This is a genomic window from Deinococcus aquatilis DSM 23025 (assembly GCF_000378445.1).
GTDB classification, from domain to species: Bacteria; Deinococcota; Deinococci; order Deinococcales; family Deinococcaceae; genus Deinococcus; species Deinococcus aquatilis.
Genome location: NZ_KB899754.1, coordinates 1 through 24451 on the forward strand (window position 1 = coordinate 1; position 24451 = coordinate 24451).

Here is a 24451-nt window from a genome sequence, read left to right on the forward strand (position 1 = left end):
CCGGAGGGTGCACGGTGGTTTCATGCACGCCCCAGTCGTCGCCAAGATGCGCGAAAGTGCGGTACTCGCGCCAGAATTCCAGGGTCATCAGCAGCTGTTCAGCCACGCTCAGCGCGGCTGGGCGGCCAGATTTCTTCTTCCGCCCTTCGCGTTCATTCAGCACTGCTTCCATCTCGGCGAAGGTTTCCGGATAGACCCCGGTGCGTCGCCGAAACTGCTTGCGGTTCATCTTTAGCGTGCGTGTCAGACGATCTTGCTCCACCCTGCCAGCTTAGCCCACGACTTTCGCAAGAGGTCTAATGATTCACAAGAGTTTTTGAGACTGTGCTCGGAAATAAGCAGGTCAAATACTTCTTCTTTGGGCCGGTAGCCGTAATCATCCAATTCGGTGAAGCGCTGGGCATATCCGGCAGGCAGGCCCAACCGTTCCACATGCCCGCCCAGCCACGTCTGCACGGTGGCGTTTCGGTCATGCAGAGTGCCGTCCAGATCGAACAGAACGGCGCGGACCGGAATCAACGCGGCCCCGGACGAATGCTGAGGTCGGGCATGGTGGCGTCACGGGGCAGGTTCAACACGTTGCGGATGGTGTCGGCCACTGTTTCAGCCTGCACAAAGGCGTCGGCGTCGTAAGTTGCGCCTTCCTGCCCGCGTACCTTGCGCTGCATCTCGGTGGCGGTGCGGCCCGGATAGAGGCTGGTCACGCGCACACCGTGGGGGGCTTCCTCGTCGCGCAGAGCGTCGGCTAAGGCTTTCAGGGCGTGCTTGCTGGCCGCATAACTGGCCCAATCTGCGTTCGCCCGCAGTCCCGCGCCGCTGTTCACAAACAGGATGGTGCCCTGTTCGGCCCGCACCTGCGGCAGCAGCAGCCGGGTCAGTTCGGCGGGGGCCACCACGTTCACGGTCAGGGTGTGCGTCCAGACCGTGTGGTGCTGCTCGGCCACTGCGCCCAGTTCCACGACTCCGGCGTTGTGGATCAGGTTGGTCACGCGGCCCAGTCCGGTCACCGCCTCCGCGAATGTTTCGGGCCGGGTCAGGTCGAGGGCCAACGTTTCGCCGCCCACTTCTGCCTGAAGTGCCTGCAATTTGGCGGGGTCGCGGCCCACCAGAATCAGGTCATGTGTGCCTGCCAGAGCGTGGGCAAGTGCTGCGCCGATGCCGCCCGTTGCGCCAGTAATCAGGGTGATGGGGTTGGTCATGAGAAGACGCTAGCGCACTGGGGTTGGGAGAATGAAAACCGCCGCATCCGGTGAGGGCGTGCGGCGGTGTGTGTAGCTAAGTCTTATTGATCCCCGTAAACCCCCCAGTCTGCTTCGCAGCCAGCCCCCCTTAAAGGGGAGCACCTCTCTCTTGTCCCCACCTCTAAGGGGGGGCGTTGCGCCAGCAACGGGGGGGTTCAGTGTTCAGTTCAGGGGCAAGGAGTCACTGGACTCGTGCTGTTGCGGGGGGTGGGGGCCGCCGTTGCAAAGTCGCTGGCGTTGTTGTTGGCGTCGGTGCAGCCGTTGCCTGCGCGGTTGGCTGCCGTGGTGTTGCCCAGGGCCGGAGCCGCGCCGCTGCCCTCGAAGGCGTTGGCGCTGCCGTAGCCCACGAAGTCCAGCACATCGGGGTCAGCCAGTCCGGTGATGGCTGTGGCGTCGGCCACCAGCGCGACTTTGCCGTTGGTGCCCGACATGGCGATGCCCGTGCCCGTGAAGTTGGCGTCGGGCGTGGGCAGGGCCGCTGCCGCGCCTGTGCCGTCCGACATACGGATCAGGAAGGACTGACCGGGCTGCACGGTGAAGCTGGGCAGAGCGAGAAAAGCCGTGGCCGCGCTGCTGAAATTGCCCGCTGCCGAGGCGTACTGCACGCTCATGCCTGCCGTATTCACGGGCTGGTTGCTGCGGTTGAACAGTTCCACGAAATCGCTGACGAAAGGTGCGCCGGTGTTGCCGCCGCCGCCGAACACCTGACGGATGACCAAGGAGCCGCCCGCCACTGCTGCCGCCGGATTCACGGTCACGTTCAGGGTGCTGCTGTCGCTGAGTGCGCCGTTGCGGGCCGTGATGGTGTACTGGTAGCTGCCGGGAGCCGTGCCAGCCGGGGCCGAAACGGTGGCGTTGAAGGCCGCGCCGCTGGCGACGGTGGCGGGGACGCTCACGATGGCGGGTGCGCCGTTTACGGGCGTCACGCCGAGGGTGATGGGGCCGCTGGCATTCACGTTGCTGGCCGTAAAGCTCTGGGTCACGGTTCCGCCGCCCACGGTCACGGTAGCGCTGCCTGCCTCGGGCGTCAGGGTCAGGCTGGCAATCGGGGTGGTGATGGGCGCGTCTGCCGTGAGGTTCAGGCCCACCAGCACGGGATCATGGTCGCTGCTACGGAAGGCGTCGGGGGCAAAGAAGGACGCCTGCTGATCGGCGCTCTTGAACTCGGTGTTGTAGTCCAGAATCACGGGTTCATCAGAGTTGATGTGCCACTTGGTCTTGCCCGTCAGCTGGGCGTTCAGGCTCTGGCTCACGATGGCGTGATCGAGGCTGCCCCAGGTGCCGTCGAACTGATAGGAGTAGCTCTCGGGGCCGAAGACGCTGACCAGATCGTCGGCGTTGCCCGCCGCATTGTCGGCTCCGCGCATCAGGCGCATGATCGGGTCTTCCATCCGGTAGGCGTTCAGGTCGCCCAGCAGAATGCGGTCTGATTCGGTGATGCCCGTGGGGTTGGTTTCCAGCCATCTGGTGATCACGTCGGCGGCGGCGAGGCGAGTGGCGTTGCTGGCTCCCTGACCGTCCAGCAGGTCGGCGTCGCCCGCACACGCACTGCCCTTGCTCTTCAGGTGGGCCATCACTGCCGTCAGGCGTCCGCCGTTGGCGTTGCTCTGGAAGGTCTGGGCCAGCGTGGGGCGGTTACAGGTGTCGATATAGGCCGGGTCGAAGGAGCTGTCCAGAATCGCCAGATTGCCCACCGGGGTCACGGCGGCGGGCTTGTAGAGCATGGCGACGGTGATGGCGTCGGTGCCGATGTTGGCCGCCGAGTTGATGTAGGCGTAAGCGCCCGCCGTGCCGCCCGTGGCCGGATCGTTCAGGGCATTCACCAGGTTGGCGAGGCTGCTGTTTGCGCCCCTGGCGTAGTCGTTCTGCATTTCCAGAATGCCCAACACGTCCGGGTTCAGCTTGCGGATGGCGTCCACGGTTTTGGCCCGCTGGCGCAGGAATTCGTCGCAGTTGTTGGCCCCGCGTGCCGCGCTGCTCACGCCGTTGGGGGTGCAGCCCGTGTTGGTGGTCACCAGCGTGGTAAAGAAGTTCAGCACATTCATGCTGCCCACGCGCAGAGTGCCGCCCACCGCTTCGGGCACGGGCAGGCGCGGATTGGTGGCCGTGATGGTCGTGCTGGCCGCCGACGTATGAATGCGGTAGGTATCGAGGCTGCCGCTGCCCGTCCAGCCATCGTTGCTGTAGGTCAGGACGCCTGTGGCCGTGGCCGTATCGCCGCCGCGCAGGGTGTTGGCTGCGCTGAGGGGCTGGTTGCCGCGCCCAAAGATCAGCGGATTGGGATTCTGTGCCCGCGTGCCGTCGTCGATGCGAATAAAGCGGTTGGGCAGATCGGCGGTATAGGCGGCCAATCCGCTGACGCTGGGGGCGTTGGTCTGACTGAAGGTGGGCAGGCGCTCGTCGGCCAGATCGAAGCTGCCGCCGCGTCCCAGCGTGAAATTGTTGGTCACGGTGCCGCTGACCGTCACCAGCATGCCTTCAAAGCGTTCGCGCTCCGTCACCGGCAGCGGCAGGGTCAGCGTCTGAGCATCCGGCAGGGCCGTTCCGCTGGCAAGCACGCTCACGGCGGTAGCACTGGCTGGGCTGATCTGCGTGGCGGTCACGAATTCGCTGACGGTTCCGGTCACGCGCACCCGGTCTCCGGTGGTCAGGGTGGGGCAGTTGCCGCCCGTGGAACCGCAGTAGATGAACACGCCGTCGCTGGTCTGGGCGTCGTTGTCGGCGTCGATGCCCTCTTCCTGTACAAAGAAGCCCTTCAGGGTTCCGGCGACCAGATTGCTGGTGACCACACCTTCTACCGTCACGGCTCCGCTGAGAGGGCTGGGGGCGTTGCCGCTGGGAGTGCTGCCCTGCACGGCTCCGATGTTGGTGAGGCTCAGGCTGCCGGGGTTGTCGGTGGCGCTGAACACGAGGCTGAAGGCGTAGGGGTCTTCGGCAGCGGTGGCCGCCATCGGAATCTGGGTAGCGAACGTGACCACCGTTTCGGCTCCGGGCGCAAGGCTGGCCGAACTCTGCCACCCCTGATGGGCCACACCCGCCACCTGAAGACCAGCGGGCAGGGTCACTTGCAAATCACCCGTGTTCAGATCCGTGACCAGCGGCGTGGCTTTGGGATCGGGCGCAAAGGTGGGTACGCCGCTCACGTAGGTCAGTTCGCGGCCCGTATCGGCCTTCAGTTGGGCGGCGCGGGTGTCGGGCACAGGCGAGCCGTCAAAGCGTTTTACGTCCCTGAACGGAGTAGAGGAGACGGTGGCCGGGTTGCCCGCGTCGCCGCCTGCCGTGTCCACGGGGACGAAGGTGGGAGCCGTCAGCGCGGCGCTTCCGGTGTTCTTGACCCGGAACGAAGCCCGCAGGTAACGCACCCGGCCCGCCTCATCGGTCAGCGTGCCCGCCGACAGGGGCGTATACAGCAACTCGCTGACGGCAGTGGCCTGCGGCTGCAACCCCTTGACCGCCTGCACGCTGATGGTGGGGGTGGCGGAGTTGGCCCCGGTCACGCGCAGTTCATAGGTGCCGAGGTTGGCGGGCGTGGCGCGGCCCGGCTGATTGGTGCTGGGCTGGCTGGCGGTTGGATTGGAAGGAGTCTGTGCGCCCGGTTGACCACAGGCGGTCAGGGCCAACAATCCGGCAAGAATAAAGCGTTTGGTGGGCATTAGTGTTGGCTCCGGGAGGGCAAGGACAATGGGACGGCGGTGGTTGGCGCAGGCTGAACGGCAGCCAGCAAGACCGTGACCGAGAAGGGTTCAGCGCCGGGGTTCGCCGTGCGGCTGAGGGTCAGACCCACGTTCAGGGGCCGGGTATCGCTGCTGCCCTGGGTGACGAAGGCTTTGCCGGTATAGGTGCCCGCTGCCAGGGTGCCCGCCGGGTAGCCTGCCAGCGTGCCCGCCGGACGGTTCGCGCCGGAGGTCATCAGAGAAACGTCGTTGTACACGCTTGCGCCGGGAATAGTCACGTCTTCTGTGGTGCCCGTGGCCGCATTGAAGGTCTTGGGCTGCCCGAGGCTCAGCGCTGAGGCATAGGCAGGCGCAGATGTCCCGTCGAACAGCCGAATCAGGCTGTAGGGCGTGCCGTCGATGGTCAGCGGCGTGCCCTCGCCCGCGCTGGCCGAATCGTCCGACAGACTCACGGGCACAAAGGCCAGCGGCGCACTGCCCGCGCCCGAAACACGGTAGGCGGCGTGGAAATGGCGGGTATCTTGCCCGTTCACGGTGGCCGTAAAAGTCTGAACACTGTCCAGCGTAAAGGTCAGGGCCGCCGCGTCCTGCGCGGTCAGGCCGCTCCTCAATACAGTCAGGCTGCTGCCCAGAACTTTCGTGCCCATGCCGTTGATGGTCAGGGCCACAATCGGCGCAGTGCCGTTGGGGGTGGGTTCGGGAACGGGTACGGGCGCGGGCGTACAGGCTGCCAGAGCAGCCATGAGCGCGAGGGTCAGAAGGGTTCGTTTCATGGATTCCTTATAAGCAAACTTGGAAGAAGGGCGCAAGATGAGATCAAGCTTCCGGTGTACGGAACAGAATTGAATAGAACCTCTGAATCAGGTCGGGCGATGAGCGGAAAAGATGAGTTTGACCTGAGGCAATCAAGTCTAAAGGTGAAATGTCAGGAACATTTATGTTTTCTATGGGGCATTTCTTTAACAGTTGCTTTAACCGAGGGCTGACCTCTCGTCCTATGTAAGCCTAGTTCTAGGGTTCCCGAATCAGTCGGTTCAATTTGTCGGCGGCCACCAACAGCACATCCCACACGCCAGAAAAAGGTGGAGCGTAGGCCAGATCGGTGTCAAAGAGGTGTTGAACGGTGCTGCGGCGGTGCAGCAGGGCAGCCACCACATCCACCCGTTTCACGCTGATGTGGCGGGGGCTGACCAGTTGTGCCCCCAACAGCCGCCCCGTGCCCATCTCGGCGGTCAGGCGCACATGAATGGGGAGGGAATCGTTGTAGTACCCGGCATGGTCGGTGCTGTCTACATCCACACTCACGGCTTTCAGGCCCACGCCCTCGGCTTCGGCCTGTGTCAATCCGGTGCGCGATACTCCCAGATCGAAGACCTTGAAAATGGCGGTGCCCACGATGCCGGGAAAAGTGGCGTCTCCGCCCGCCATGTTCACGCCTGCCACGCGCCCCATGCGGTTGGCGGTCAGGCCCAGCGGAATATGCACCTTGCGCCGCGTGACCCGGTGCAGGCTCTCGGTGTTGTCGCCCGCCGCATAGATGCCCGCCGCGCTGGTTTCCTGCCGGATATTCACTGCCACCGCGCCCGTTTTGCCGATGCGTGCGCCCGCAGCCCTGGCAAGCTCGGTATTGGGTTTGACGCCCACGGCCACGATCACCAGATCGGCCCGCACCAGCCCGCCCGAGGTCTGCACGCCCGTGACGTGTCCTGTTCCGGTCAGACCTTCCACTGCTGTGCCGCAGCGCACCTCCACGCCTTTGGCTTCCAGTTCGGCCCGCACACGGCGCTGCAACTGTTTGTCCAGCATTCGGCCTGCCACTTCCGGCCCCTTTTCCAGCAGGATCACGCTTAGGCCGCGTGCGTGCAGGGCTTCGGCCATTTCCAGACCGATGTAACCGCCGCCCACGATGCAGGCGCGTTTGGCGGGTTTGCCCCCCGCGCCCTGCAAACTGGCTTCTATAGCCTGTCCATCGGGAATATCGCGCAGTACATGTACGCCGCCCAGATTGGCCTGTGCCCAGGCAGGCCGCACGGCGCTGACTCCGGTGGCGATCAACAGGCGGTCAAAAGGTTCGGTGGTGGTGCGTCCGGCAGCCCGGTCAAGCACCGTGACTGTCCCCGCGCCCGCATCCACGCCCGTGATCTCATGCCCGGTGCGAACGCTGACGCCCTGGCCGCGCATCCGTTCCGGCGTCCGGGCGATCAGATCTTCAAAGTCCTCCACTTTTCCGCCGATCACGTAGGGCAGGCCGCACGCGCCGTAGCTGATGTACTCGCCCCGCTCGAAGACCACCACTTCGGCCCCCGGATCAAAGCGTTTGGCCCGGCTGGCCGCGCTCATGCCCGCCGCCACGCCCCCGATGATCACGATTCTGCCGGTGCTGCCTGCCGCTGCCTTTGTGCCCATACAGGCAGGCTACCCCGCTGCCGTGCTGGGGCCGTTACGATGATCTTATGACCGATACTGCCGCCCGCTCCAGCCTTCCGGCCACCGATCTGCCCGCCTATACGCCCCTGAACCGTGAGCGCCTGATCGCCCCCGGCCCCGTGGAAGTGGACCCCCGCGTGCTGCTGGAACTGGCCCAGCCACAGATGCACCACCGGGCAGCGGCAGGCATCGCCAAACTGATGGAAGCCCGCGCCAAGCTGACCCAACTGCTGGGTGATCCCTACGACGCCGTGATCACCACCAGCAGCGGCACCGGGGCCTTTGAAGGCGCACTGGTCAGCCTGGTGCCGGAAGGGGCCAAAGTCGTGAACGCGCAGGCCGGAAAATTCAGCGAACGCTGGGGCGAGATGGCCGGACGGCTGGGCTACGACGCGCACATCGTGGCGCGTCCCTGGGGCGAAGTCCTCGACCCGCAGGAGGTGGCCGACGCGGCCAGGGATGCCCACACCCTCCTGATCACCCACAGCGAAACCAGTACCGGGGCGCTGCACGATCTGGCGGCCATTTCGCAGGCGGCCCGCGCCCAGAACCCCGACCTGATCATCATTGCCGACTGCATCACCAGCTACGGCGTGGCCGAGTTGCGCCCAGCCGCGTGGGGCATAGACGTGATCGTGTCGGGCAGCCAGAAGGGAACCGCCACACCTCCCGGCCTCGGTTTCGTGCTGTTTTCTCCCGAAATCCAGAGCCGCCTGATCAGGAACACTCCACGCGGCTTTTACCTCGACATGCACCGCGAACTGACCGGGCAAAAGGCAGGCAGCACGCCCCAGACGCCCGCCATCAACCTGATCTACGCCCTGTCGTTGTCGCTGGAGCGCCTGCTGTCCGTGCCGCTGGAGGTGCTGTGGGCCGAAAAACGCCGTCAGGCCGACGCCCTGATTGCTGCCGGAACCGCGCTGGGTGCGCCTGCCTGGGCACCGCGCACCAGCCCCGCCGTGGCGGTTCTCACTCCGCCCGCCGGAATCACGGGCCGTCAGGTCTCCGCTCGCCTGGCCGAGATGGGCCAGCGTGCCCTGCCCGGTCAGGCTCCGCACGAAGACACCGTGTTCCGCGTGTCCACGATGGGCTACGCAGACCGTTACGACGCTCTGGCAATTGCGGGCATTCTGGAAGAAGCGTTTGCCGGGTTGGGCGTGGAGGTACAGCGCGGCGCGGCGGTGCAGGCGGCCTGGGCGGCACTGCGGGTTTAGGTGGAGATGGTTTGAGTTGAGGTGGAAGGTGAACCCCCCAGTCGGCTTCGCCGCCAGCCCCCCTTAAGGGGAGCGCAAAAGCGCAGTTGTCCTCCCCTCTGAGGGGGGGCGTTGTGCCAGCAACGGGGGGGTTCACCTTCCAACTCCAATCCACTCATCCCCAGAACGTAAGCCAACCCTAGACACTCACCCCGTGTATCTCTATACTTGGAATGTTGCCCGCCAGAAGGCGGGTTCTTTACCAGCGCAACCAGAGGGCACCTCACCAAGCGTCAGGCAGCCCGCATGGTTTTCCCGCAGCAGCGGAGCGCTGGGAGCAGGGATCGGGGGCGCGTGCGCCTCACCCAGCGAAAGGAGTTTGAACATGGCGAAGGACGGACCCCGCATTATCGTGAAGATGGAAAGCACTGCTGGAACGGGCTTTTACTACACGACCACCAAAAACCGCCGCACCACGCAGACCAAGCTGGAACTGCGTAAGTACGACCCCGTTGCCAAAAAGCACGTCGTCTTCAAGGAGAAGAAGGTCTGATCTGCTGGGGCCGCCTGTTCCCAAGTTGGGCGGGCGGCTCCACCGGGTCGGCTTTCTTTCCTTAAGGCGCAGGTGAACGCATGAACTTGATTCAGTACTTCCGGGATGCCCGCGCAGAATTGTCCCGCGTGACGTGGCCTACCCGCCAGCAGGTGCTGGAAGGCACGCAGGCTGTGCTGATTTTCGTCGTGGCACTCACCCTGATCGTGTTCATTATGGACCGTGTGTTCGGCTTGGCCGTTCGGGCGCTCCTCCCATAAGGCGGCTGACATGAGTATTGAATGGTACGCCGTACATACCTACGTGGGTCAGGAAGACCGCGTGCAAGACCAACTGATGGACCGGGCCAAAAAACTGGGCATGTACTACACCAAGATTTTTCAGGTGTTGCAGCCCAGCGAGGAAGCCGTAGAACTGCGTGAGGGCGGCAAGAAAGAAACCGTCAAGCGCAAGCTGTTTCCGGGTTACGTGTTCGTGCAGATGGACGTAGAAGACGATGACGCGCCCGGTGAACTGGGTGAATCATGGGAAGTGGTGCGCGGTACCAACGGCGTGACTGGCTTTGTTGGTACGGCTACGCGCCCCGTTCCCCTCTCTCATGATGAGGTCCAGCGTCTGTTGGCCTCCGTGGGAGTGGCGGCACAGCCGGTGATCGAAGAAGCTCCGCGCATCAAGGTCAGCCTCAAACCCGGCGATATGGTTCGGGTCACGGGCGGTCCTTTTGCCGACTTCAGCGGCATCATCAGCGAAGTGAACGCTCCTCAGGCCAAGGTCAAGGTGCTCGTCAGCATCTTTGGCCGCGAAACGCCCGTCGAGCTGGATTTCGCGCAAGTCACCAAATAAGCGCAGGATCAGCAGGTCCGTTCTGCCGCTCCCACAGGCCAGAGCCGAGAGGCACTAGGCAAACAGGGGGAGTGGGCAGTAAAATCAAAAAGTTGCTGTCAATCTATCCTCAGGATAGAGCCCCCAACCGGGCAGGCAGAACTTAGCGTCAGCACCCCGCCGCCGCGTGTACAGGGCGTTTGGGGGAGCTAAGGAGGCACAAGGCATGAAGAAAATTACCGGAATGGTGAAACTCCAACTCCCGGCAGGCAAGGCCACACCAGCCCCGCCTGTGGGTCCCGCGCTCGGTCAGTACGGCGCGAACATCATGGAATTCACGAAGGCGTTCAACGCGCAGACCGCCGACAAGGGTGACGCGATCATCCCCGTCGAGATCACGATCTACGCTGACCGCTCCTTCACGTTCATCACCAAGACCCCCCCCATGAGCTACCTGATCCGCAAGGCCGCAGGTCTCTCCAAGGGCAGCCCGACCCCCAACAAGGCCAAAGTGGGCAAGTTGAACTGGGATCAGGTGCTGGAAATCGCCAAAACCAAGATGCCCGACCTGAACGCAGGCAGCATCGAGGCCGCCGCGTACACCGTGGCAGGCACGGCACGCTCCATGGGCGTGACCATTGAGGGGGCTCCGAATGCCTAAGCATGGCAAGCGTTACCGCGCTCTGACCGACAAGGTCGACCGCAACAAGCAGTACACCATCGATGAAGCCGCTGCACTCGTCAAGGACATCGCCAACGCGAAGTTCGACGAAACTGTAGAAATTCACTTCCGCCTCGGCATCGATCCTCGTAAGAGCGATCAGAACGTGCGCGGTACGGTGGCCCTGCCTCACGGCACGGGCCGCACGGTGCGCGTTGCCGTCATCACCAAGGGTGAAAACGTGCAACTGGCCGAAGCTGCCGGTGCAGATGTGGTCGGCAGCGACGACCTGATCGAGCGCATTGCGGGCGGTTTCATGGAGTTCGACTCCGTGGTCGCAACCCCCGACATGATGGCCCAGGTCGGTCAGAAGCTCGCGCGTCTGCTGGGGCCTCGCGGCCTCCTGCCCAACCCCAAGAGCGGCACTGTCGGTCCTGACGTGACGGGCATGGTGCGTAGCCTCAAGGCCGGACGTATCGAGTTCCGTAACGACAAGACGGGCGTCGTTCACGCGCCTATCGGCAAAGCCAGCTTCGATCCTGCCAATCTGACCGCCAACTACGCGGCCCTGATTCAGGCTGTCGAAGCGGCCAAGCCCGGCAGCGCCAAGGGCGTCTTTGTACGCAGCGCCTTCATGACCAGCACGATGGGGCCGAGCATTCCCCTCTCGCTGACCACGGCGTGATCTTTGGGGGCGTCTGGGTCTTTGGCCCGCGCCCCTGCTGACTTCAGCACCCCGGTGCGTTCTGCACCTCTTAACAGCTTTACCGTTAGACCGGCTTCCGTGACAGCGGGGACTCTTGCCAAGTTTAAACATCCCGCCGAGTTGTCAGGGCGCAGCACCGCACCCGGACTTGTTCGACACAAAGGAGGTTCACCGCGTGGCGAACGAAAAAAACCAGCAGAACCTCAGCAGCCTCAAGGGCAGCCTTTCGGGCGTCGACACGTTTTACGTGGTCGATTACCAGGGCCTGACCGCAGGGCAACTGAGCAAACTGCGTAAAGACATCCGCGAGAAGGGCGGGCAACTCATCGTTGCCAAGAACACCCTGATCAACATTGCCCTTCAGGATGGTGGACGTGATTTCACCGACGCCCTGAAAGGCCCCAGCGCCCTCGTGCTGGCCCATGAAGACCCCGCTGGAGTCGCCAAGACCCTCAGCGACGCTGCCAAGGCCAACGACAAGGGTATTCCCGCCATGAAAGGCGGCCTCGTCGAAGGCAACCGCGTCGATGTCAAAGTCATCGAACGCCTTGCCAGCCTCGGCAGCAAGCAGAGCCTTCAGGCCGAGTTCGTGGGTGTGCTTTCCAGCCACCTGTCGGGCTTCGTCGGAATTCTGGAAGCCTACAAGGCCAAACTCGAAGGCGGCGCTTCGGAAGGCGGCAGTGCAGATGCAGTCGTTGCAGATGCCAGCGCCCCAGAAGACAGCGCACCCGAAGCCAGCGTCTAAGACCGCCTCGGCGTTCTCTGATTCCAGCTTCTGTAGCCCTTCTTTGATAACCAGCACCATCAGTACCACCCAAACCAACATTCGGAGGAAGACATCATGGCATACGACAAACAGGCACTTATCGACCAACTGGGCACCCTCACCATCATGGAACTCGCCGACCTGATCGACGGCCTGAAGGAAACCTGGGGCGTTACCGCCGTTGTCGCTTCTAGCGGCCCCGCCACCGCTGCTGCAGTGGTCGAAGAGAAGACCGAATTCGACGTCATCCTGATCGACGCCGGTTCGAGCAAGATCAACGTCATTAAGGAAATACGCGCCATCACGGGCCTCGGCCTGAAGGAAGCGAAGGACATGAGCGAGAAGGGCGGCGCACTGAAAGAAGGCCTGCCCAAGGAAGAAGCCGAGAAGATCAAGGCCCAGCTCGAAGCAGCTGGCGCACGCGTCGAACTCAAGTAATCTTCTTTTAACTCTGCTTTAAAGCATCACCGGGAGTGCAGCCCCCAACCCCAGCGGTTGGGGGTTCCTATTTGATCTCTGCCAACAGCGGAGATCACCTTTGTTTTTATGGACGTCTTAGAGAGTTCAAAAGCTGCTCCAGACGTACTTTTTCTTATCCTGGCAAGCATCTGATCTCGCTACAGTGTGTGACTGACTTCCAAATTCAAGAAGTGAAAGACGATGGTTCGGCACCTGTAAGTGCTTAATGGGGCTACCGTTAGGCTGCTTGGCCTAGGCTTACTAATGTAATAGAAATTACTATCTGACAGTAGAGGCCGCACTATTCTCCACGGGTTCTACTCCGGTGGGTCTTTTGAGACGGCAGGTCAGGAAAAGCTCTTGGCAAGCCCGACACCGCTGGGTTGAGAATGCTGGAAGCAGCAAGGAGAGTATCAGATGGCTACAGGTAAAGTGAAATGGTTTAACGCAGAGAAAGGCTTTGGCTTCATCGAAACACCCGGCAGCCCCGACGTGTTTGCGCACTTCAGCGCCATCCAGAGCAGCGGCTTCAAGAAGCTGAACGAAGGCGACGAAGTGGAATTTGAAGTGGAAGAAGGCCAGCGCGGCAAAGGCCCCCAGGCCAAGAACATCGTGGTAACGAAGGCTGCTCCTGCACCTGCGTTCAGCGACCGCCCTCGCCGCGACGACCGCTGGTAATCCAACCCAATCTTCAATAACCTCTGACATTTAAAATGTTGATCCCCCTCGCTGAAAGGCTGGGGGATTTTGCATTGTTTGGAGCGTAAGAGCCTACTTCAAGTTCTGCCGTAATTCTGCGGCCAACGCAAACCATTCGCGTTCCTGCCGTTTGTATAGATTTGTGGCACGGCGCTCTGTTTTTGCGAGAGCTTCCAACAATTGCGCTGTTTCTTCACGGCGGCCCTGCGCCAGCAAAAAGGCGGCGTAACGGGCGCGGGGTTCCTCGGTGGTCGCGGCAACCATGGCTTGCTGGTAGGTGGCGTCGGCGTCGGCTGCTTTGCTCTGTTTTTCCTGCGCCTGCGCCAGCAGAGTGAGGGTGCGGGTACGAGTGGCGGCGCTGGTTCTCAGATCTACGCGGGTCAGGCGGGCTTCGGCGTCGGCGGGGTTGCCGCGTGCCAGATCCAGTTCGGCGCTTGACAGCAGCACCACCGGATCATCGGCGTAGATACCCACCAGCAGCGGATTCAGTGTGGCCTGCGCCTCGTCGGGGCGGCCAGCGCGGGCCAGCAACCCGGCCAGCTCGGCGCGGTGGGCCAGCGTATCGCTTTCCGACAGGTTCTCCTGCGCTTCCCGAATGCGGGTATCCAGCGGCTTGATCGCCTCCAGGCCGCTTTGTAGCACGCTGCTGGCCGCCCGCCGACTGCCGCGCAGGGTAGGCAGAAATTCTGCAAAGAAGTAGATCAGTGGCCCCAGAAATCCCCCAAAGAACAGGCTGAACCCCAGTACGGCAATCCAGATCACGCCGCGCCGGGTGGCAATGGCGTGAATCAGAAACAGGATATTGAGCACATAGAACACCGTAAACAGCCACGGTGCCTGATTGAAAATGGAACCCAGATTCATAGCCCCACTGTACAGAAGGCGGCTGAGTCAGTTGCCTTGGTCTGGGGCGGGGAGCGGGAGAAGGTAATAGCATTGATCTATGTTGGAATCTTTTCTTGGTCCCTTAGACCCTCGACCCTTAGACCAGCTCTTACCCGTCCAGCCATTGACATCTAACCCCAACAGTCGTATATTCTTCTGTGGCCGACCATGATGGGTTGGACGGGAGTGATGTGCCAATCAGCACGGCGTCAACGCGCGGCCTAATTTTGCCGCAACCTGCTGGACTTCACAACTAATTTGATTGTCTGGGACGCAACCGCTGAGGGTTGCTGTCCCGTTTGCGCTGTTCTCTGCCCCGGAACATGGCAAATTGGTTCATCAGGGTGCCCCGCGAGGTGTGCATGAGTTTTATCGGTAAGAAACCCCGCATCGAACGTTTTGGTGAAATCACCGAAGTGATCCCGCTTCCCAATCTGACCGAAGTGCAGATGAACTCCTTTCAGGCGTTCCTGCAAGCTGACCGCGCCCCGGACGCCCGCGACAACGTGGGCCTGCAAAGTGCGTTCCGCGAAGTGTTTCCCATTGACGAAACCGAGAAGGGCCGCAGCACGGGCCTCGTGCTCGACTTCTTGGAATACCGACTCGGAGACGTGCCCTACACGCCCGAAGAGTGCCGCGAAAAAGACCTGACCTATCAGGCCCCGATGTACGCCAAGCTGCAGCTGATCCACAAAGACAGCGGCCTGATCAAAGAAGACCAGGTGTTCCTCGGTGACCTGCCCCTGATGACCGCTGACGGCTCGTTCGTGATCAACGGCGCAGACCGCGTGGTGATTTCGCAGATTCACCGCAGCCCCGGCGTGTACTTCACCAGCTCCTACAAGGGCATCAAGAAGATGTACACGGGCGCAATTATTCCGATGCCCAAGCGCGGCCCGTGGATCGAACTCGAATCCAATGGCGGCGTGCTGGAAATGAAGGTCAACAAGCGCAAGTTCCCCGTGGCAATGCTGCTGCGTGTGCTGGGCTACGACGACGCCAGCCTGAAGGCGCTGTTTACCGAATTTGACCCCAACCTGGAATTGCCCGAAGACAAGAGCGCGGGCATGGGAGCTGACGAGGCCATGCTGCGCCTGTTTACGGTGCTGCGCCCCGGCGATCCACCAAAGCGCGACAAGGCGATTCAGTACCTGTACGGCCTGCTGGCCGACCCCCGCCGCTACGATCTGGGCGAACCGGGCCGCTTCAAGATGAACACCAAGCTGGGCGTCAACCGTCCTGAGCGCACCCTGCTGACCTTCGTGGACGGCAAGTTCAGCGACGCCGGACTGGTGGACACCATCCGCTACCTGCTGGCGCTTCAGCAGGGGCTGGAAACCGTCAAGATCGAAGAGGGCGCTCTGGAAGTGCCTGTGGCCGAAGACGACATCGACCACCTCGGCAACCGCCGCGTGCGGACCGTGGGCGAACTGCTGGCCGATCAACTTCGCGTGGGCATGGGCCGGATGGCGCGTGGCGTGCGCGAGCGGATGCTGCTGGGCAACCCCGACGCCGCGACCCCCACCAAACTGGTCAACAACCGTCCCATCGTGGCGGCCATGCGCGAGTTCTTCGGACGCAGCCAGCTTTCACAGTTTAAGGATCAGACCAATCCTCTGTCGGATTTGCGCCACAAGCGCCGTATTTCCGCACTGGGGCCAGGCGGGCTGACCCGCGAACGCGCAGGCTTCGATGTCCGTGACGTTCACCGTACTCACTACGGACGCATCTGCCCCATCGAAACGCCCGAAGGCGCAAACATCGGCCTGATTTCTTCGCTCTCGAGCTACGCCAAAGTGAACAGCCTCGGCTTTATTCAGGCTCCTTACCGCAAGGTAAACAACGGCGTGGTCAGCGACGAAGTGATCTACATGACCGCCGACATCGAAGACCGCTACGTGATCGCGCAGGCCAACACCGCGCTGAACACCGACGGCACCTTTGCCGAAGAGCGTGTGCTGGCGCGTAAGAAAGGCGACCCGACCTACTACGAACACGAAGACGTGGACTTCATGGACGTTTCGCCCAAGCAGATCGTGTCCATCAACACCTCGTTGATTCCCTTCCTGGAGCACGACGACGCCAACCGCGCCCTCATGGGATCGAACATGCAGTCTCAGGCCGTGCCGCTGGTGCGTGCCGACAGCCCCGCCGTGGGCACGGGCGTCGAAACCCGCGTGGTGACCGACTCGGGCACCAGCGTGGTCAGTGACGTGACGGGCCGCGTGAGCTATGTGGACGCCCGCGTGATTCAGGTCACGCTGAGCGAAGACTCGGCCACCGCCGGAATGGTCAAGGGCAACGTCCGCACCTTTGAACTCGTGCGCTTTACCCGCTCCAACCAGGGCACCAACCTCGATCAGCATCCCATCGTGGATACGGGCGACGAAGTGAAGGCCGGACAGGTCATCGCTGACGGTCCCGCCTCTGATCTGGGCCGCCTCGCGCTGGGCCAGAACATCACCATCGCCATCATGCCCTTCGACGGCTTCAACTTCGAAGACGCCATCTGCATCAATGAGGGCCTGGTTCGCAAGGATTTCTACACCTCGGTTCACATCGAGAAAGACGAAATCGAAGCCCGTGACACCAAGCTGGGGCCAGAAAAGATCACCCGCGATATCCCCGGACTTTCCGAAGCCGCCCTGCGCGACCTCGACGAAGACGGCATCGTGCGCGTGGGTGCCGAGGTCAAACCCGGCGATATTCTGGTCGGCAAGACCTCCTTCAAGGGCGAATCCGAACCCACCCCGGAAGAGCGTCTGCTGCGCTCGATCTTCGGTGAGAAGGCCCGCGAAGTGAAAGACACCTCGCTGCGCGTGCAGTCGGGTCAGGGCGGCATCGTCGTCAAGACCGTGCGCTTCCGCCGGGGCGATGAAGGCGTGGACCTGAAACCCGGCGTGCGCGAGATGGTGCGCGTGTACGTGGCCCAGAAGCGTCAGCTTCAGGTGGGCGATAAGGTCGCCAACCGCCACGGGAACAAGGGCGTCGTTTCCAAGATTCTGCCCCCCGAAGACATGCCCTACCTGGAAGACGGCACTCCCGTTGACCTCGTCTTCAACCCACTCGGTGTGCCCTCGCGCATGAACCTCGGCCAGATTCTGGAAACTCACCTCGGTGAAGTGGCCCGTCTGACCGGTCAGAAGTTTGAAACCCCCGTGTTCGACTCCGTGACCGAAGCGACCATCAAGGAAATGCTGGAAGTGGCCGCTGCCGAACGCCTGCAGGTTCGCAAGGATGAAGGCTTCGAGCTGGATTCCCGTGAGCAGAAGGTTCTGGACCGCGCTGGCAAAACCGGTGTGATCGACTCGCCCAACGGCGACTACGACGCCGCACAGATGCAACTGGCCCGCACCGGCAAGAGCATCCTGTACGACGGACGCAGCGGCGAAGCGATCAGCGGCCCGGTGGTGGTCGGCACCATGTACGTCATGAAGCTGTACCACATGGTGGAAGACAAGTTGCACGCCCGCTCCACTGGCCCCTACAGCCTGATTACCCAGCAGCCTCTGGGCGGTAAGGCGCAGTTCGGCGGACAGCGTTTCGGGGAAATGGAAGTGTGGGCGCTCGAAGCTTACGGCGCGGCGCACACCCTTCAGGAAATGCTGACCATCAAGTCCGACGACATCGATGGACGCGACGCTGCCTACCAGAGCATCGTGAAGGGCGAAGAAGTCTCGGGCAGCACCATTCCCGAATCCTTCAAAGTGCTCGTCAAAGAACTCCACTCGCTGGGTCTGGATGTCGAAGTGCTCGACAGCTACGACAAGAACGTGGACATCTTTGAAGGCATGATGCCCAAGCGCTGAGCGGACAGACGGTCTAAGAGGCGAGGGTCTAAGGGTCCAAGAACAGTAAAACGGCAACTGGGTTTGTCCTCCCCTTTAAGGGGGGGCGTTGCAAAGCAACGGGGGGGTTCACCCGAAAGGCCAACCGCCCCAGTACCTCAGACCCTTAGACCGCGTCCCCGCAAGCACCGCCCAACAGCACCACCGAACAAGCATCACCACGCCTCCCACCACAGGAGCTACTGCTTTGAAAGATTTCAGCAAGGTCCGTATTGCCATCGCCAGCCCCGCGAAGATTCGCGAGTGGAGCTTCGGCGAAGTCGAAAAGCCCGAAACCATCAATTACCGTACCCTCAAGCCCGAACGCGAAGGTCTGTTCGACGAGCGAATCTTTGGGCCAATCAAGGATTACGAGTGCGCCTGCGGGAAGTACAAGCGCCAGCGCTACGAGGGCAAAGTCTGCGAGCGCTGCGGCGTAGAAGTTACGTCCAGCAAGGTGCGCCGCTACCGCATGGGTCACATCGATCTGGCGACGCCTGCCGCGCACATCTGGTACGTCAAGGACACGCCCAGCAAGATCGGCACGCTGCTTGACCTGAGCGCCGGACAGCTGGAAAAAGTCCTGTACTTTTCCTCGTTCCTGGTCACTCAGCCGCTGAACGCCCAGAAAGACGGACGGCCCCTCAAGCGCGGCGAACTGCTGACCGACGACGAATACCGCGAACTGCGCTTTGGCCGTCAGGAAACCTACGCCATTCCCGGCGGACAGGAAGCCGTTATCCGTGACGGCGAGTACGTGACGCGTGGGCAGATTCTGGGCGGCAACGTGGTCGCCAAGATGGACGGCCTCGCCCAGTACCGCTTTCCCCGCCGCGCCGAAATCGCTTACAGCGAAGAAGTCGAAGCCTCCTTGCCCCTGCCCGCCGATGTGCTGGTCGAGCAGGACAGCTTCCGCGCCGGAGAAATCCTGGCCGAACTGGAAGCCGATGTCACCATCACGGCTCCGGTAGACGGCACTGCTTTCATCGACGACCTGGGCGAAGATTCGGTCATGGTGGTTCTCCGCGCCAGCGTGGACGCCCCCGAAGCCTCCGAAGACGATGAGGAAGAAGCCGCCGCAACGCCGCTGGGCGAAGTGTTGGCCCGCGTGTACCTGCCTCACGGCATGAACGTGCAGGTCGTGCACGGCGAAATCGTGGAAGCGGGAGCCGTGTTGGCCGAGGCCAGCGCCGGAAGCCGCCTGCGTGTCAGCCGTGACAGCCGCCTGAGCGCCGTCACCTTCCCCAAAAAGAAGGGCGACGTGACGGTCACGGCCCACTGGATGCGCCGCGCCGAGTACCCGATCAACCCCACCATGCACGTGTTGGTCGGAGACGGCAGCGAGGTCAAAAAGGGCCAGAAAGTGGTCGGCGCAATCGACAAGGAAGAAGAGATCATCGCCGAGGCCGCCGGGGTCATCACCCTGCACGCGCCCGCCAGCGTGATCGTTTCTAAGGCCAAGGTCTACCCGTACAACGATGAACCCCTCGTGGTCATCGGAGACCGTGTGGAACCCGGCGACGAACTGGCCGACAGCGGCAACATCCGCTCCGAAATCTCTGGCCGCATCGAGATCGACCTTGTCCGCAAGCAGGTCCGTGTGATCGAGTCCTACGATTTCGAGGCCAAGATGGGCGCGGAAGCCGTGAAGGAACTGCTGGACGAACTCGATCTGGATACGCTGGAAGCCGAACTGGGCGAGATGATGAAGGACTCCAGCCGCCACAAGCGTGCCAAGGCCCGTAAACGGTTGGAAGTCACCCGTGCCTTCAAGCGCAGCGGCAACCACCCCAGCTGGATGATCCTGAACACTGTTCCGGTGATGCCGCCAGACCTCCGCCCGATGGTGCAGGTGGACGGTGGACGCTTTGCCACGTCCGACCTGAACGACCTGTACCGCCGCCTGATCAACCGCAACAACCGCCTCAAGAAGCTGATCGGACAGGGTGCGCCCGACATGATCATCCGCAACGAAAAGCGGATGCTTCAGGAAGCTGTAGACGCCCTGATCGACAACGGACGGCGCGGCAGCCCCGTGACCAACCCCGGTTCCGACCGCAGCCTGCGTTCCCTCACCGACCTGCTCGGCGGTAAGCAGGGACGGTTCCGCCAGAACCTGCTGGGCAAGCGTGTGGACTACTCGGGCCGTTCGGTCATCGTGGTCGGCCCGCAGCTCCGGTTGCACCAGTGTGGTGTGCCCAAGCGCATGGCCCTCGAACTCTTCAAGCCCTTCTTGTTCAAGGTGCTGGAAGAGAAGGGCGAAGTCACCAACATCAAGCAGGCCCGCAAGATGCTCGAACGCTACCGCGACACCCGCGACAGCGTGTGGGACGCCCTCGAAGAAGTGATTGAAGATAAGGTCGTGCTGCTCAACCGTGCGCCCACGCTTCACCGCCTCGGCATTCAGGCCTTTGAGCCGGTGCTGGTCGAAGGTCAGTCGATCCAACTGCACCCCCTCGTCTGTGAAGCCTTCAACGCAGACTTCGACGGCGACCAGATGGCGATTCACGTCCCCCTGAGCGCACAGGCGCAGGCCGAAGCCCGCATCCAGATGCTCTCGGCCCACAACCTGCTTTCGCCCGCCAACGGCGAACCGAACGTCAAGCCCAGCCGCGACATCATCCTCGGTATCTTCACGCTGACCCAGCTTCGCCGCGACAACCCCGGCGCAGGCACGGAATACAGCAGCGAGCAGGATGTCCTCGCCGCCTTCGACAGTGGCATCCTGAGCCTCAACAGCCCCGTGATGCTGCGCGGCAAGGAAACCAGCCCCGGTCGTCTGCGCTTCGTGTTCTCCAGCCCCGATGAAGCCATCATGGCCGTGGAGCGCGGCAGCATCGACAACCAGGATCACGTCCTCATTCGCCTGAACGGCAAGATGTACGAGACCAGCGCGGGCCGCGTCAGCTTCCGCCGGATCGTGCAGGAAGCCCTCGGCAATCAGGCCAGCCTCGTCGATACGCTGGTGGACCTCGACACCACCTACGAAAAAGACGCCCTCAAAGATATGGTCATGGCCTGCTTCAAGCACCTCGGCATCGAGGCCACGGCGGGACTGCTCGACGGCCTGAAAGACAGCGGCTTCAAGCTGTCCACCACCTCGGGTATTACCATCGGTATCGACGACATCGTGTTGCCGCCCAGCAAGCCCGCGCTTCTGGCCGCCGCCGACCTGAAACTCAAGGAAATCGAGCAGAACTACGAGTTCGGCTTTATGACCCACGAGGAACGCTACAAGCAGGTCGTGCAGCTCTGGAACGACACCACCGACGAAGTGAAAAACGCGGTGTTCGAGAACTTCAGCCAGAACTACCCCTTCAACCCCCTCTGGATCATGAGCCAGTCGGGTGCCCGTGGTAACCCTCAGCAGATTCGTCAGTTGGCGGGGATGCGCGGCCTGATGGCCCGTCCTGACGGCAGCACCATCGAAGTGCCCATCAAGGCGAGCTTCCGCGAAGGTCTGACCGTGGCCGAGTACTTCATCAGTACGCACGGTGCCCGTAAGGGTGGTGCAGATACGGCGCTCCGTACCGCCGACTCCGGCTACCTGACCCGTAAATTGGTCGATGTGGCGCACGAAGTCGTGGTGCGTGACGTGGACTGCGGAAGCACGGATTACACCGAGATCTTCCTCGGGGCCACCGATGACCGCACCGGCGAATGGCGTTCGCGCAAGGCCAGCGAAATCGAAACCAGCATCTATGGCCGCACCCTGACCGCCGATGTGGAACTCGAAGACGGCCGTGTGGTGCCCGCAGGCGAGATGCTGAACCTCGAAGACGTGAAGCTGATCGCCAAGCAGTCGCGTGCCCTCCAGAGCGTGTACGTCCGTACGCCCCTGAACTGCCGCGTCAAGGCTGGCGTGTGCCAGAAGTGCTACGGCTATGACCTCTCGCAGGCCAAACCCGTCAGCATGGGCGAAGCAGTGGGAGTGGTGGCCGCAGAATCCATCGGTGAACCCGGAACCCAGCTCACCATGCGTACCTTCCACACCGGCGGCGTGGCAGGCGGCGGCGACATCACGATGGGTCTGCCCCGCGTGATCGAGCTGTTCGAGGCCCGCAAGCCCAAGACGCAGGCCGTTGTGGCCGACCGTGACGGACTGGTGCGGATCGAGGAAGAAGAAGAGCGCTACATGATCAAGATCGAAGCCGACGACGATCAGTACTCGGCCAAGACCGCGACCAAAGTGCCCAAGACCCTGCGCCTGATCGTGAAGGACGGCGACCGCGTGGAAGCCGGACAGGCCATGACGCGCGGCGCTGTGAACCCCCACGACCTGCTGCTCTACAAAGACAGCGGCGCGGCCCAGCATTACCTCGTCGAAGAAGTGCAGCGCGTGTACCGCTCTCAGGGCGTGAAGGTCCACGACAAGCACATCGAAATCATCGTGCGGCAGATGCTGCGCTGGGTCGAAGTCATCGACGGCGGTTCCACCGAACTGCTCGAAGGTCAGACCGTGGAGCGTTGGGAAGTCGATCAGGCCAACGACGCCCTCGCGGAAGGCCAGACCCCCAGCTCGTGGAAGCCTGTGCTGCTCGGCATCACCAAGAGCAGCCTGACCACCAAGTCGTGGCTCAGCGCCGCCAGCTTCCAGCACACCACCCACGTGCTGACCGAAGCCAGCATGAAGGGTCAGGTCGATGAACTGATCGGCCTGAAGGAAAACGTGATCTTGGGCAAACTGATTCCCGCCGGAACGGGCCTCCGTACCGTGCGCGAAATGCAGGTCGCCGACGAGCGCACTCTGGAAAAATACGGCGAAGGCAGCGTCAGCCCCGACGCCGTCACCGGAACCCAGCGTTACGACGACACCCGCCCCACCAGCACGCCGACCATCAGCTTCAACGGCTAAAGCTTCAAGCCTTACGTCAATAGGGAAGACCCCCACTCGGAAACGGGTGGGGGCTTTTTTTGGTTTGGGGATGATTGAGGGGGGCGGGCGTTCTGGGGGCGTAGGTCTAAGGGTCAAGAGTCGAAGGGTCTAGGGAAGGGCGAGGGCAACTGCTTTTTCAGTTTTTGTCGGGCTGAGCCACTTCATATGTTTGCCCGGCTGAGCTATGCACAACGAACTCCCAGTCTGCTCCCTTGCCAGCTTGCAATCTTTTCCTTGACCCTTAGACCCTAGACCCTTCGACAGTCTCTCTCCCCTGTACCTCGGCGTTCAGTTCTGTTGCTTCGTCATACAGCCCCGCGTAATGTGCCCCCAGTTTCTCCAGAAACCGCATTTCCTGGCGCGTGGTGATGGCGCTCAGGGTGGCTTCATAGCTGAGCAAAAGGGCACCGTAGGCCAGTCCCCCGGCTCCCAGAATGGCAAGCAGGATAGGTGCCAGACCCGTATCAAAGTTGCCCAGATTGCCCGCGCCGATCAGGATGCTGGTACACACCAGCAGCGTGACGGCCAGGTAAAAAGCCTGCATGGCCCGCTGGATATAGCGCGTGCGGCGGGTCAGGCGCGGCAACTGCTCGATGATCATGCGTTTTTCCTCGCGGGCCAGCGGTTCACGTTGCCCTTCCTCGCTGACCAGAAATTTGAAACGCGAAGTAAGCACCCGCACCCGGTCAGTGCTGCGGCCCAGGCGGGCGCTGGTGCTCATCAGCAGGGTGCCCGCGCCGCTGATCAGTACGGCGGGCGTGATCATGGCAGTCAGGACAGCGAGGCTGGGGTCGGCCATGCCTCTAGGGTACACAGGAGAGCAGCTCGGTAGACAGCCAGACACCCCCCACAACATGGCCCCTCTGGCTCTGGCCTTGGCTGGCAAACTCTCATCTGGGCCTCGTTTGGTGGCCGGGAATCAGGCGTAGCATAAGGGCAGGACGCTGCACGACCCAAGGGGGTTTGTGCTACGGAGGTACACACTATGCCCAATATCGGCCCCGGAGAAATCCTCGTTATTTTAATTATTGCCCTCGTGGTCTTTGGCCCGCGCAAGTTGCCCGAACTGGGCAAAAGCCTGGGCGCAGGCATCCGCGAGTTCCGCAAAGGCACTGCTGGCCTGAAAGAAGAGTTTGAGGGCAGTATGCGCGAACCGACCCAACCCGCAGGCCCCGCACCCGTGCAGACCATCACCGCCTCGGCAGTGACGCCCGGTGTGGTCATGGCAAAAGACGCGACGCCCCAAGCCGTAGCTTCCCAGACCATCCTTCCCCAAACTGCCGCGCCGCAGCCCGCGCAAGCTGTGACCCCTGCCACTGCCGAAAAAGCCCCCGAGCACGTCTAGTACACGCTTTTCCTGCATACACCCGCCAGCTACTCCACTAGGCATTTGATTTTTGGCCGCGCCTCCGCTAGATTGGCGTGCGCTGGAACGGTGTCCGAGTGGTTGAAGGAGCACGCCTGGAAAGTGTGTAACGGGGCAACCTGTGAGGGAACTAGAAAAACTCCCTTCCTGTCGCCTAATTTCGGTGCTTGTTCCAACCCCCTATAGACACTTAGGGTTCGGTGACTTCCACATAATACCGCCCTCAGTACGAGCCAAGTGCTCAAGCTGAGGGCGTTTTCTTTTGGGTTCGCTTATGCCTCAATGTCATGACTTCA

Annotated in this window: 20 protein-coding genes; 12 read left to right on the forward strand and 8 right to left on the reverse strand. The window is 62.2% G+C overall.

Annotated elements, in window-relative coordinates:
- The 6 genes from F561_RS0121540 to F561_RS0121565 all read right to left on the reverse strand — a co-directional run.
- A partial coding sequence (locus F561_RS0121540; RefSeq protein ID WP_245556609.1) for a helix-turn-helix domain-containing protein occupies positions 1–262 on the reverse strand: 262 nt, incomplete at its 3' end.
- Positions 244–519: an HAD family hydrolase gene (locus F561_RS26380; protein ID WP_019012044.1), complete on the reverse strand. Its 276-nt coding sequence runs from the start codon at positions 517–519 to the stop codon at positions 244–246. The genes F561_RS26380 and F561_RS0121540, both read right to left, overlap by 19 nt.
- On the reverse strand, positions 516–1199 hold the full coding sequence (locus F561_RS0121550) for an SDR family oxidoreductase (RefSeq protein ID WP_019012045.1): 684 nt from the start codon (positions 1197–1199) through the stop codon (positions 516–518). The genes F561_RS26380 and F561_RS0121550 overlap by 4 nt, the downstream gene beginning before the upstream one ends.
- Before the next feature lie 209 nt (positions 1200–1408).
- Positions 1409–4894: an ExeM/NucH family extracellular endonuclease gene (locus F561_RS0121555; protein ID WP_019012046.1), complete on the reverse strand. Its 3486-nt coding sequence runs from the start codon at positions 4892–4894 to the stop codon at positions 1409–1411.
- Positions 4894–5688 carry a hypothetical protein gene (locus F561_RS0121560; protein WP_019012047.1) on the reverse strand — a complete coding sequence of 265 codons (795 nt, stop codon included), beginning with the start codon at positions 5686–5688 and terminating at the stop codon, positions 4894–4896. The genes F561_RS0121555 and F561_RS0121560 overlap by 1 nt, the downstream gene beginning before the upstream one ends.
- A gap of 238 nt (positions 5689–5926) precedes the next feature.
- Complete coding sequence (locus tag F561_RS0121565) at positions 5927–7321, reverse strand: FAD-dependent oxidoreductase (RefSeq protein ID WP_019012048.1); 1395 nt, start codon at positions 7319–7321, stop codon at positions 5927–5929.
- A 47-nt stretch (positions 7322–7368) separates the two neighbouring features.
- Between F561_RS0121565 and F561_RS0121570 the strand changes: the two genes are divergently transcribed.
- The 9 genes from F561_RS0121570 to F561_RS0121610 all read left to right on the forward strand — a co-directional run bounded on the left by F561_RS0121570 (position 7369) and on the right by F561_RS0121610 (position 13180).
- Positions 7369–8556: an aminotransferase class V-fold PLP-dependent enzyme gene (locus tag F561_RS0121570; RefSeq protein WP_019012049.1), complete on the forward strand. Its 1188-nt coding sequence runs from the start codon at positions 7369–7371 to the stop codon at positions 8554–8556.
- A gap of 364 nt (positions 8557–8920) precedes the next feature.
- Entirely contained in the window at positions 8921–9088 is a 168-nt protein-coding gene (gene rpmG / locus F561_RS0121575; protein ID WP_019012050.1) for a 50S ribosomal protein L33, read from the forward strand.
- 80 nt (positions 9089–9168) lie between these two features.
- Entirely contained in the window at positions 9169–9348 is a 180-nt protein-coding gene (gene secE / locus F561_RS0121580) for a preprotein translocase subunit SecE (RefSeq protein WP_019012051.1), read from the forward strand.
- Between the two features lie 10 nt (positions 9349–9358).
- On the forward strand, positions 9359–9931 hold the full coding sequence (gene nusG, locus F561_RS0121585) for a transcription termination/antitermination protein NusG (RefSeq protein WP_019012052.1): 573 nt from the start codon (positions 9359–9361) through the stop codon (positions 9929–9931).
- A 205-nt stretch (positions 9932–10136) separates the two neighbouring features.
- Positions 10137–10571: a 50S ribosomal protein L11 gene (gene rplK, locus F561_RS0121590; RefSeq protein ID WP_019012053.1), complete on the forward strand. Its 435-nt coding sequence runs from the start codon at positions 10137–10139 to the stop codon at positions 10569–10571.
- On the forward strand, positions 10564–11256 hold the full coding sequence (gene rplA / locus F561_RS0121595) for a 50S ribosomal protein L1 (protein WP_019012054.1): 693 nt from the start codon (positions 10564–10566) through the stop codon (positions 11254–11256). The genes rplK and rplA overlap by 8 nt, the downstream gene beginning before the upstream one ends.
- Before the next feature lie 196 nt (positions 11257–11452).
- Positions 11453–12022 (forward strand): 50S ribosomal protein L10, encoded by a 570-nt coding sequence (rplJ, locus tag F561_RS0121600; protein WP_051097030.1) that lies wholly within the window; start codon positions 11453–11455, stop codon positions 12020–12022.
- A 96-nt stretch (positions 12023–12118) separates the two neighbouring features.
- Entirely contained in the window at positions 12119–12481 is a 363-nt protein-coding gene (gene rplL / locus F561_RS0121605) for a 50S ribosomal protein L7/L12 (protein WP_019012056.1), read from the forward strand.
- Between the two features lie 438 nt (positions 12482–12919).
- Entirely contained in the window at positions 12920–13180 is a 261-nt protein-coding gene (locus F561_RS0121610) for a cold-shock protein (RefSeq protein WP_019012057.1), read from the forward strand.
- A 93-nt stretch (positions 13181–13273) separates the two neighbouring features.
- On the opposite strand, the gene F561_RS0121615 is transcribed toward F561_RS0121610, so the two are convergent.
- Entirely contained in the window at positions 13274–14065 is a 792-nt protein-coding gene (locus F561_RS0121615; protein WP_019012058.1) for a hypothetical protein, read from the reverse strand.
- A gap of 383 nt (positions 14066–14448) precedes the next feature.
- Between F561_RS0121615 and rpoB the strand changes: the two genes are divergently transcribed.
- Positions 14449–17895 (forward strand): DNA-directed RNA polymerase subunit beta, encoded by a 3447-nt coding sequence (gene rpoB, locus F561_RS0121620; RefSeq protein WP_026299131.1) that lies wholly within the window; start codon positions 14449–14451, stop codon positions 17893–17895.
- A gap of 226 nt (positions 17896–18121) precedes the next feature.
- The gene (rpoC, locus tag F561_RS0121625) at positions 18122–22768 is read left to right on the forward strand and encodes a DNA-directed RNA polymerase subunit beta' (RefSeq protein ID WP_019012060.1); all 4647 of its coding nucleotides are present in this window, start codon (positions 18122–18124) and stop codon (positions 22766–22768) included.
- A gap of 262 nt (positions 22769–23030) precedes the next feature.
- Here the strand turns inward: rpoC and F561_RS0121630 are convergent, their stop codons facing one another.
- A complete protein-coding gene (locus tag F561_RS0121630) occupies positions 23031–23588 on the reverse strand; it encodes a DUF2721 domain-containing protein (RefSeq protein WP_019012061.1) in 558 nt (185 codons plus the stop codon).
- A gap of 186 nt (positions 23589–23774) precedes the next feature.
- On the opposite strand from F561_RS0121630, the gene F561_RS0121635 reads away from it, so the two are divergent.
- Positions 23775–24134 carry a Sec-independent protein translocase subunit TatA/TatB gene (locus F561_RS0121635; protein ID WP_019012062.1) on the forward strand — a complete coding sequence of 120 codons (360 nt, stop codon included), beginning with the start codon at positions 23775–23777 and terminating at the stop codon, positions 24132–24134.
- Positions 24135–24451: the final 317 nt, after the last annotated feature.

Bases quoted from the DNA above. Each gene is read 5' to 3' on its own strand.
- F561_RS0121550 (WP_019012045.1), bottom strand. From the start codon at position 1,199: ATGACCAACCCCATCACCCTGATTACTGGCGCAACGGGCGGCATCGGC.
- F561_RS0121555 (WP_019012046.1), bottom strand. From the start codon at position 4,894: ATGCCCACCAAACGCTTTATTCTTGCCGGATTGTTGGCCCTGACCGCC.
- F561_RS0121560 (WP_019012047.1), bottom strand. From the start codon at position 5,688: ATGAAACGAACCCTTCTGACCCTCGCGCTCATGGCTGCTCTGGCAGCC.
- F561_RS0121565 (WP_019012048.1), bottom strand. From the start codon at position 7,321: ATGGGCACAAAGGCAGCGGCAGGCAGCACCGGCAGAATCGTGATCATC.
- F561_RS0121570 (WP_019012049.1), top strand. From the start codon at position 7,369: ATGACCGATACTGCCGCCCGCTCCAGCCTTCCGGCCACCGATCTGCCC.
- rpmG (WP_019012050.1), top strand. From the start codon at position 8,921: ATGGCGAAGGACGGACCCCGCATTATCGTGAAGATGGAAAGCACTGCT.
- secE (WP_019012051.1), top strand. From the start codon at position 9,169: ATGAACTTGATTCAGTACTTCCGGGATGCCCGCGCAGAATTGTCCCGC.
- nusG (WP_019012052.1), top strand. From the start codon at position 9,359: ATGAGTATTGAATGGTACGCCGTACATACCTACGTGGGTCAGGAAGAC.
- rplK (WP_019012053.1), top strand. From the start codon at position 10,137: ATGAAGAAAATTACCGGAATGGTGAAACTCCAACTCCCGGCAGGCAAG.
- rplA (WP_019012054.1), top strand. From the start codon at position 10,564: ATGCCTAAGCATGGCAAGCGTTACCGCGCTCTGACCGACAAGGTCGAC.
- rplL (WP_019012056.1), top strand. From the start codon at position 12,119: ATGGCATACGACAAACAGGCACTTATCGACCAACTGGGCACCCTCACC.
- F561_RS0121610 (WP_019012057.1), top strand. From the start codon at position 12,920: ATGGCTACAGGTAAAGTGAAATGGTTTAACGCAGAGAAAGGCTTTGGC.
- F561_RS0121615 (WP_019012058.1), bottom strand. From the start codon at position 14,065: ATGAATCTGGGTTCCATTTTCAATCAGGCACCGTGGCTGTTTACGGTG.
- rpoB (WP_026299131.1), top strand. From the start codon at position 14,449: ATGAGTTTTATCGGTAAGAAACCCCGCATCGAACGTTTTGGTGAAATC.
- F561_RS0121630 (WP_019012061.1), bottom strand. From the start codon at position 23,588: ATGGCCGACCCCAGCCTCGCTGTCCTGACTGCCATGATCACGCCCGCC.
- F561_RS0121635 (WP_019012062.1), top strand. From the start codon at position 23,775: ATGCCCAATATCGGCCCCGGAGAAATCCTCGTTATTTTAATTATTGCC.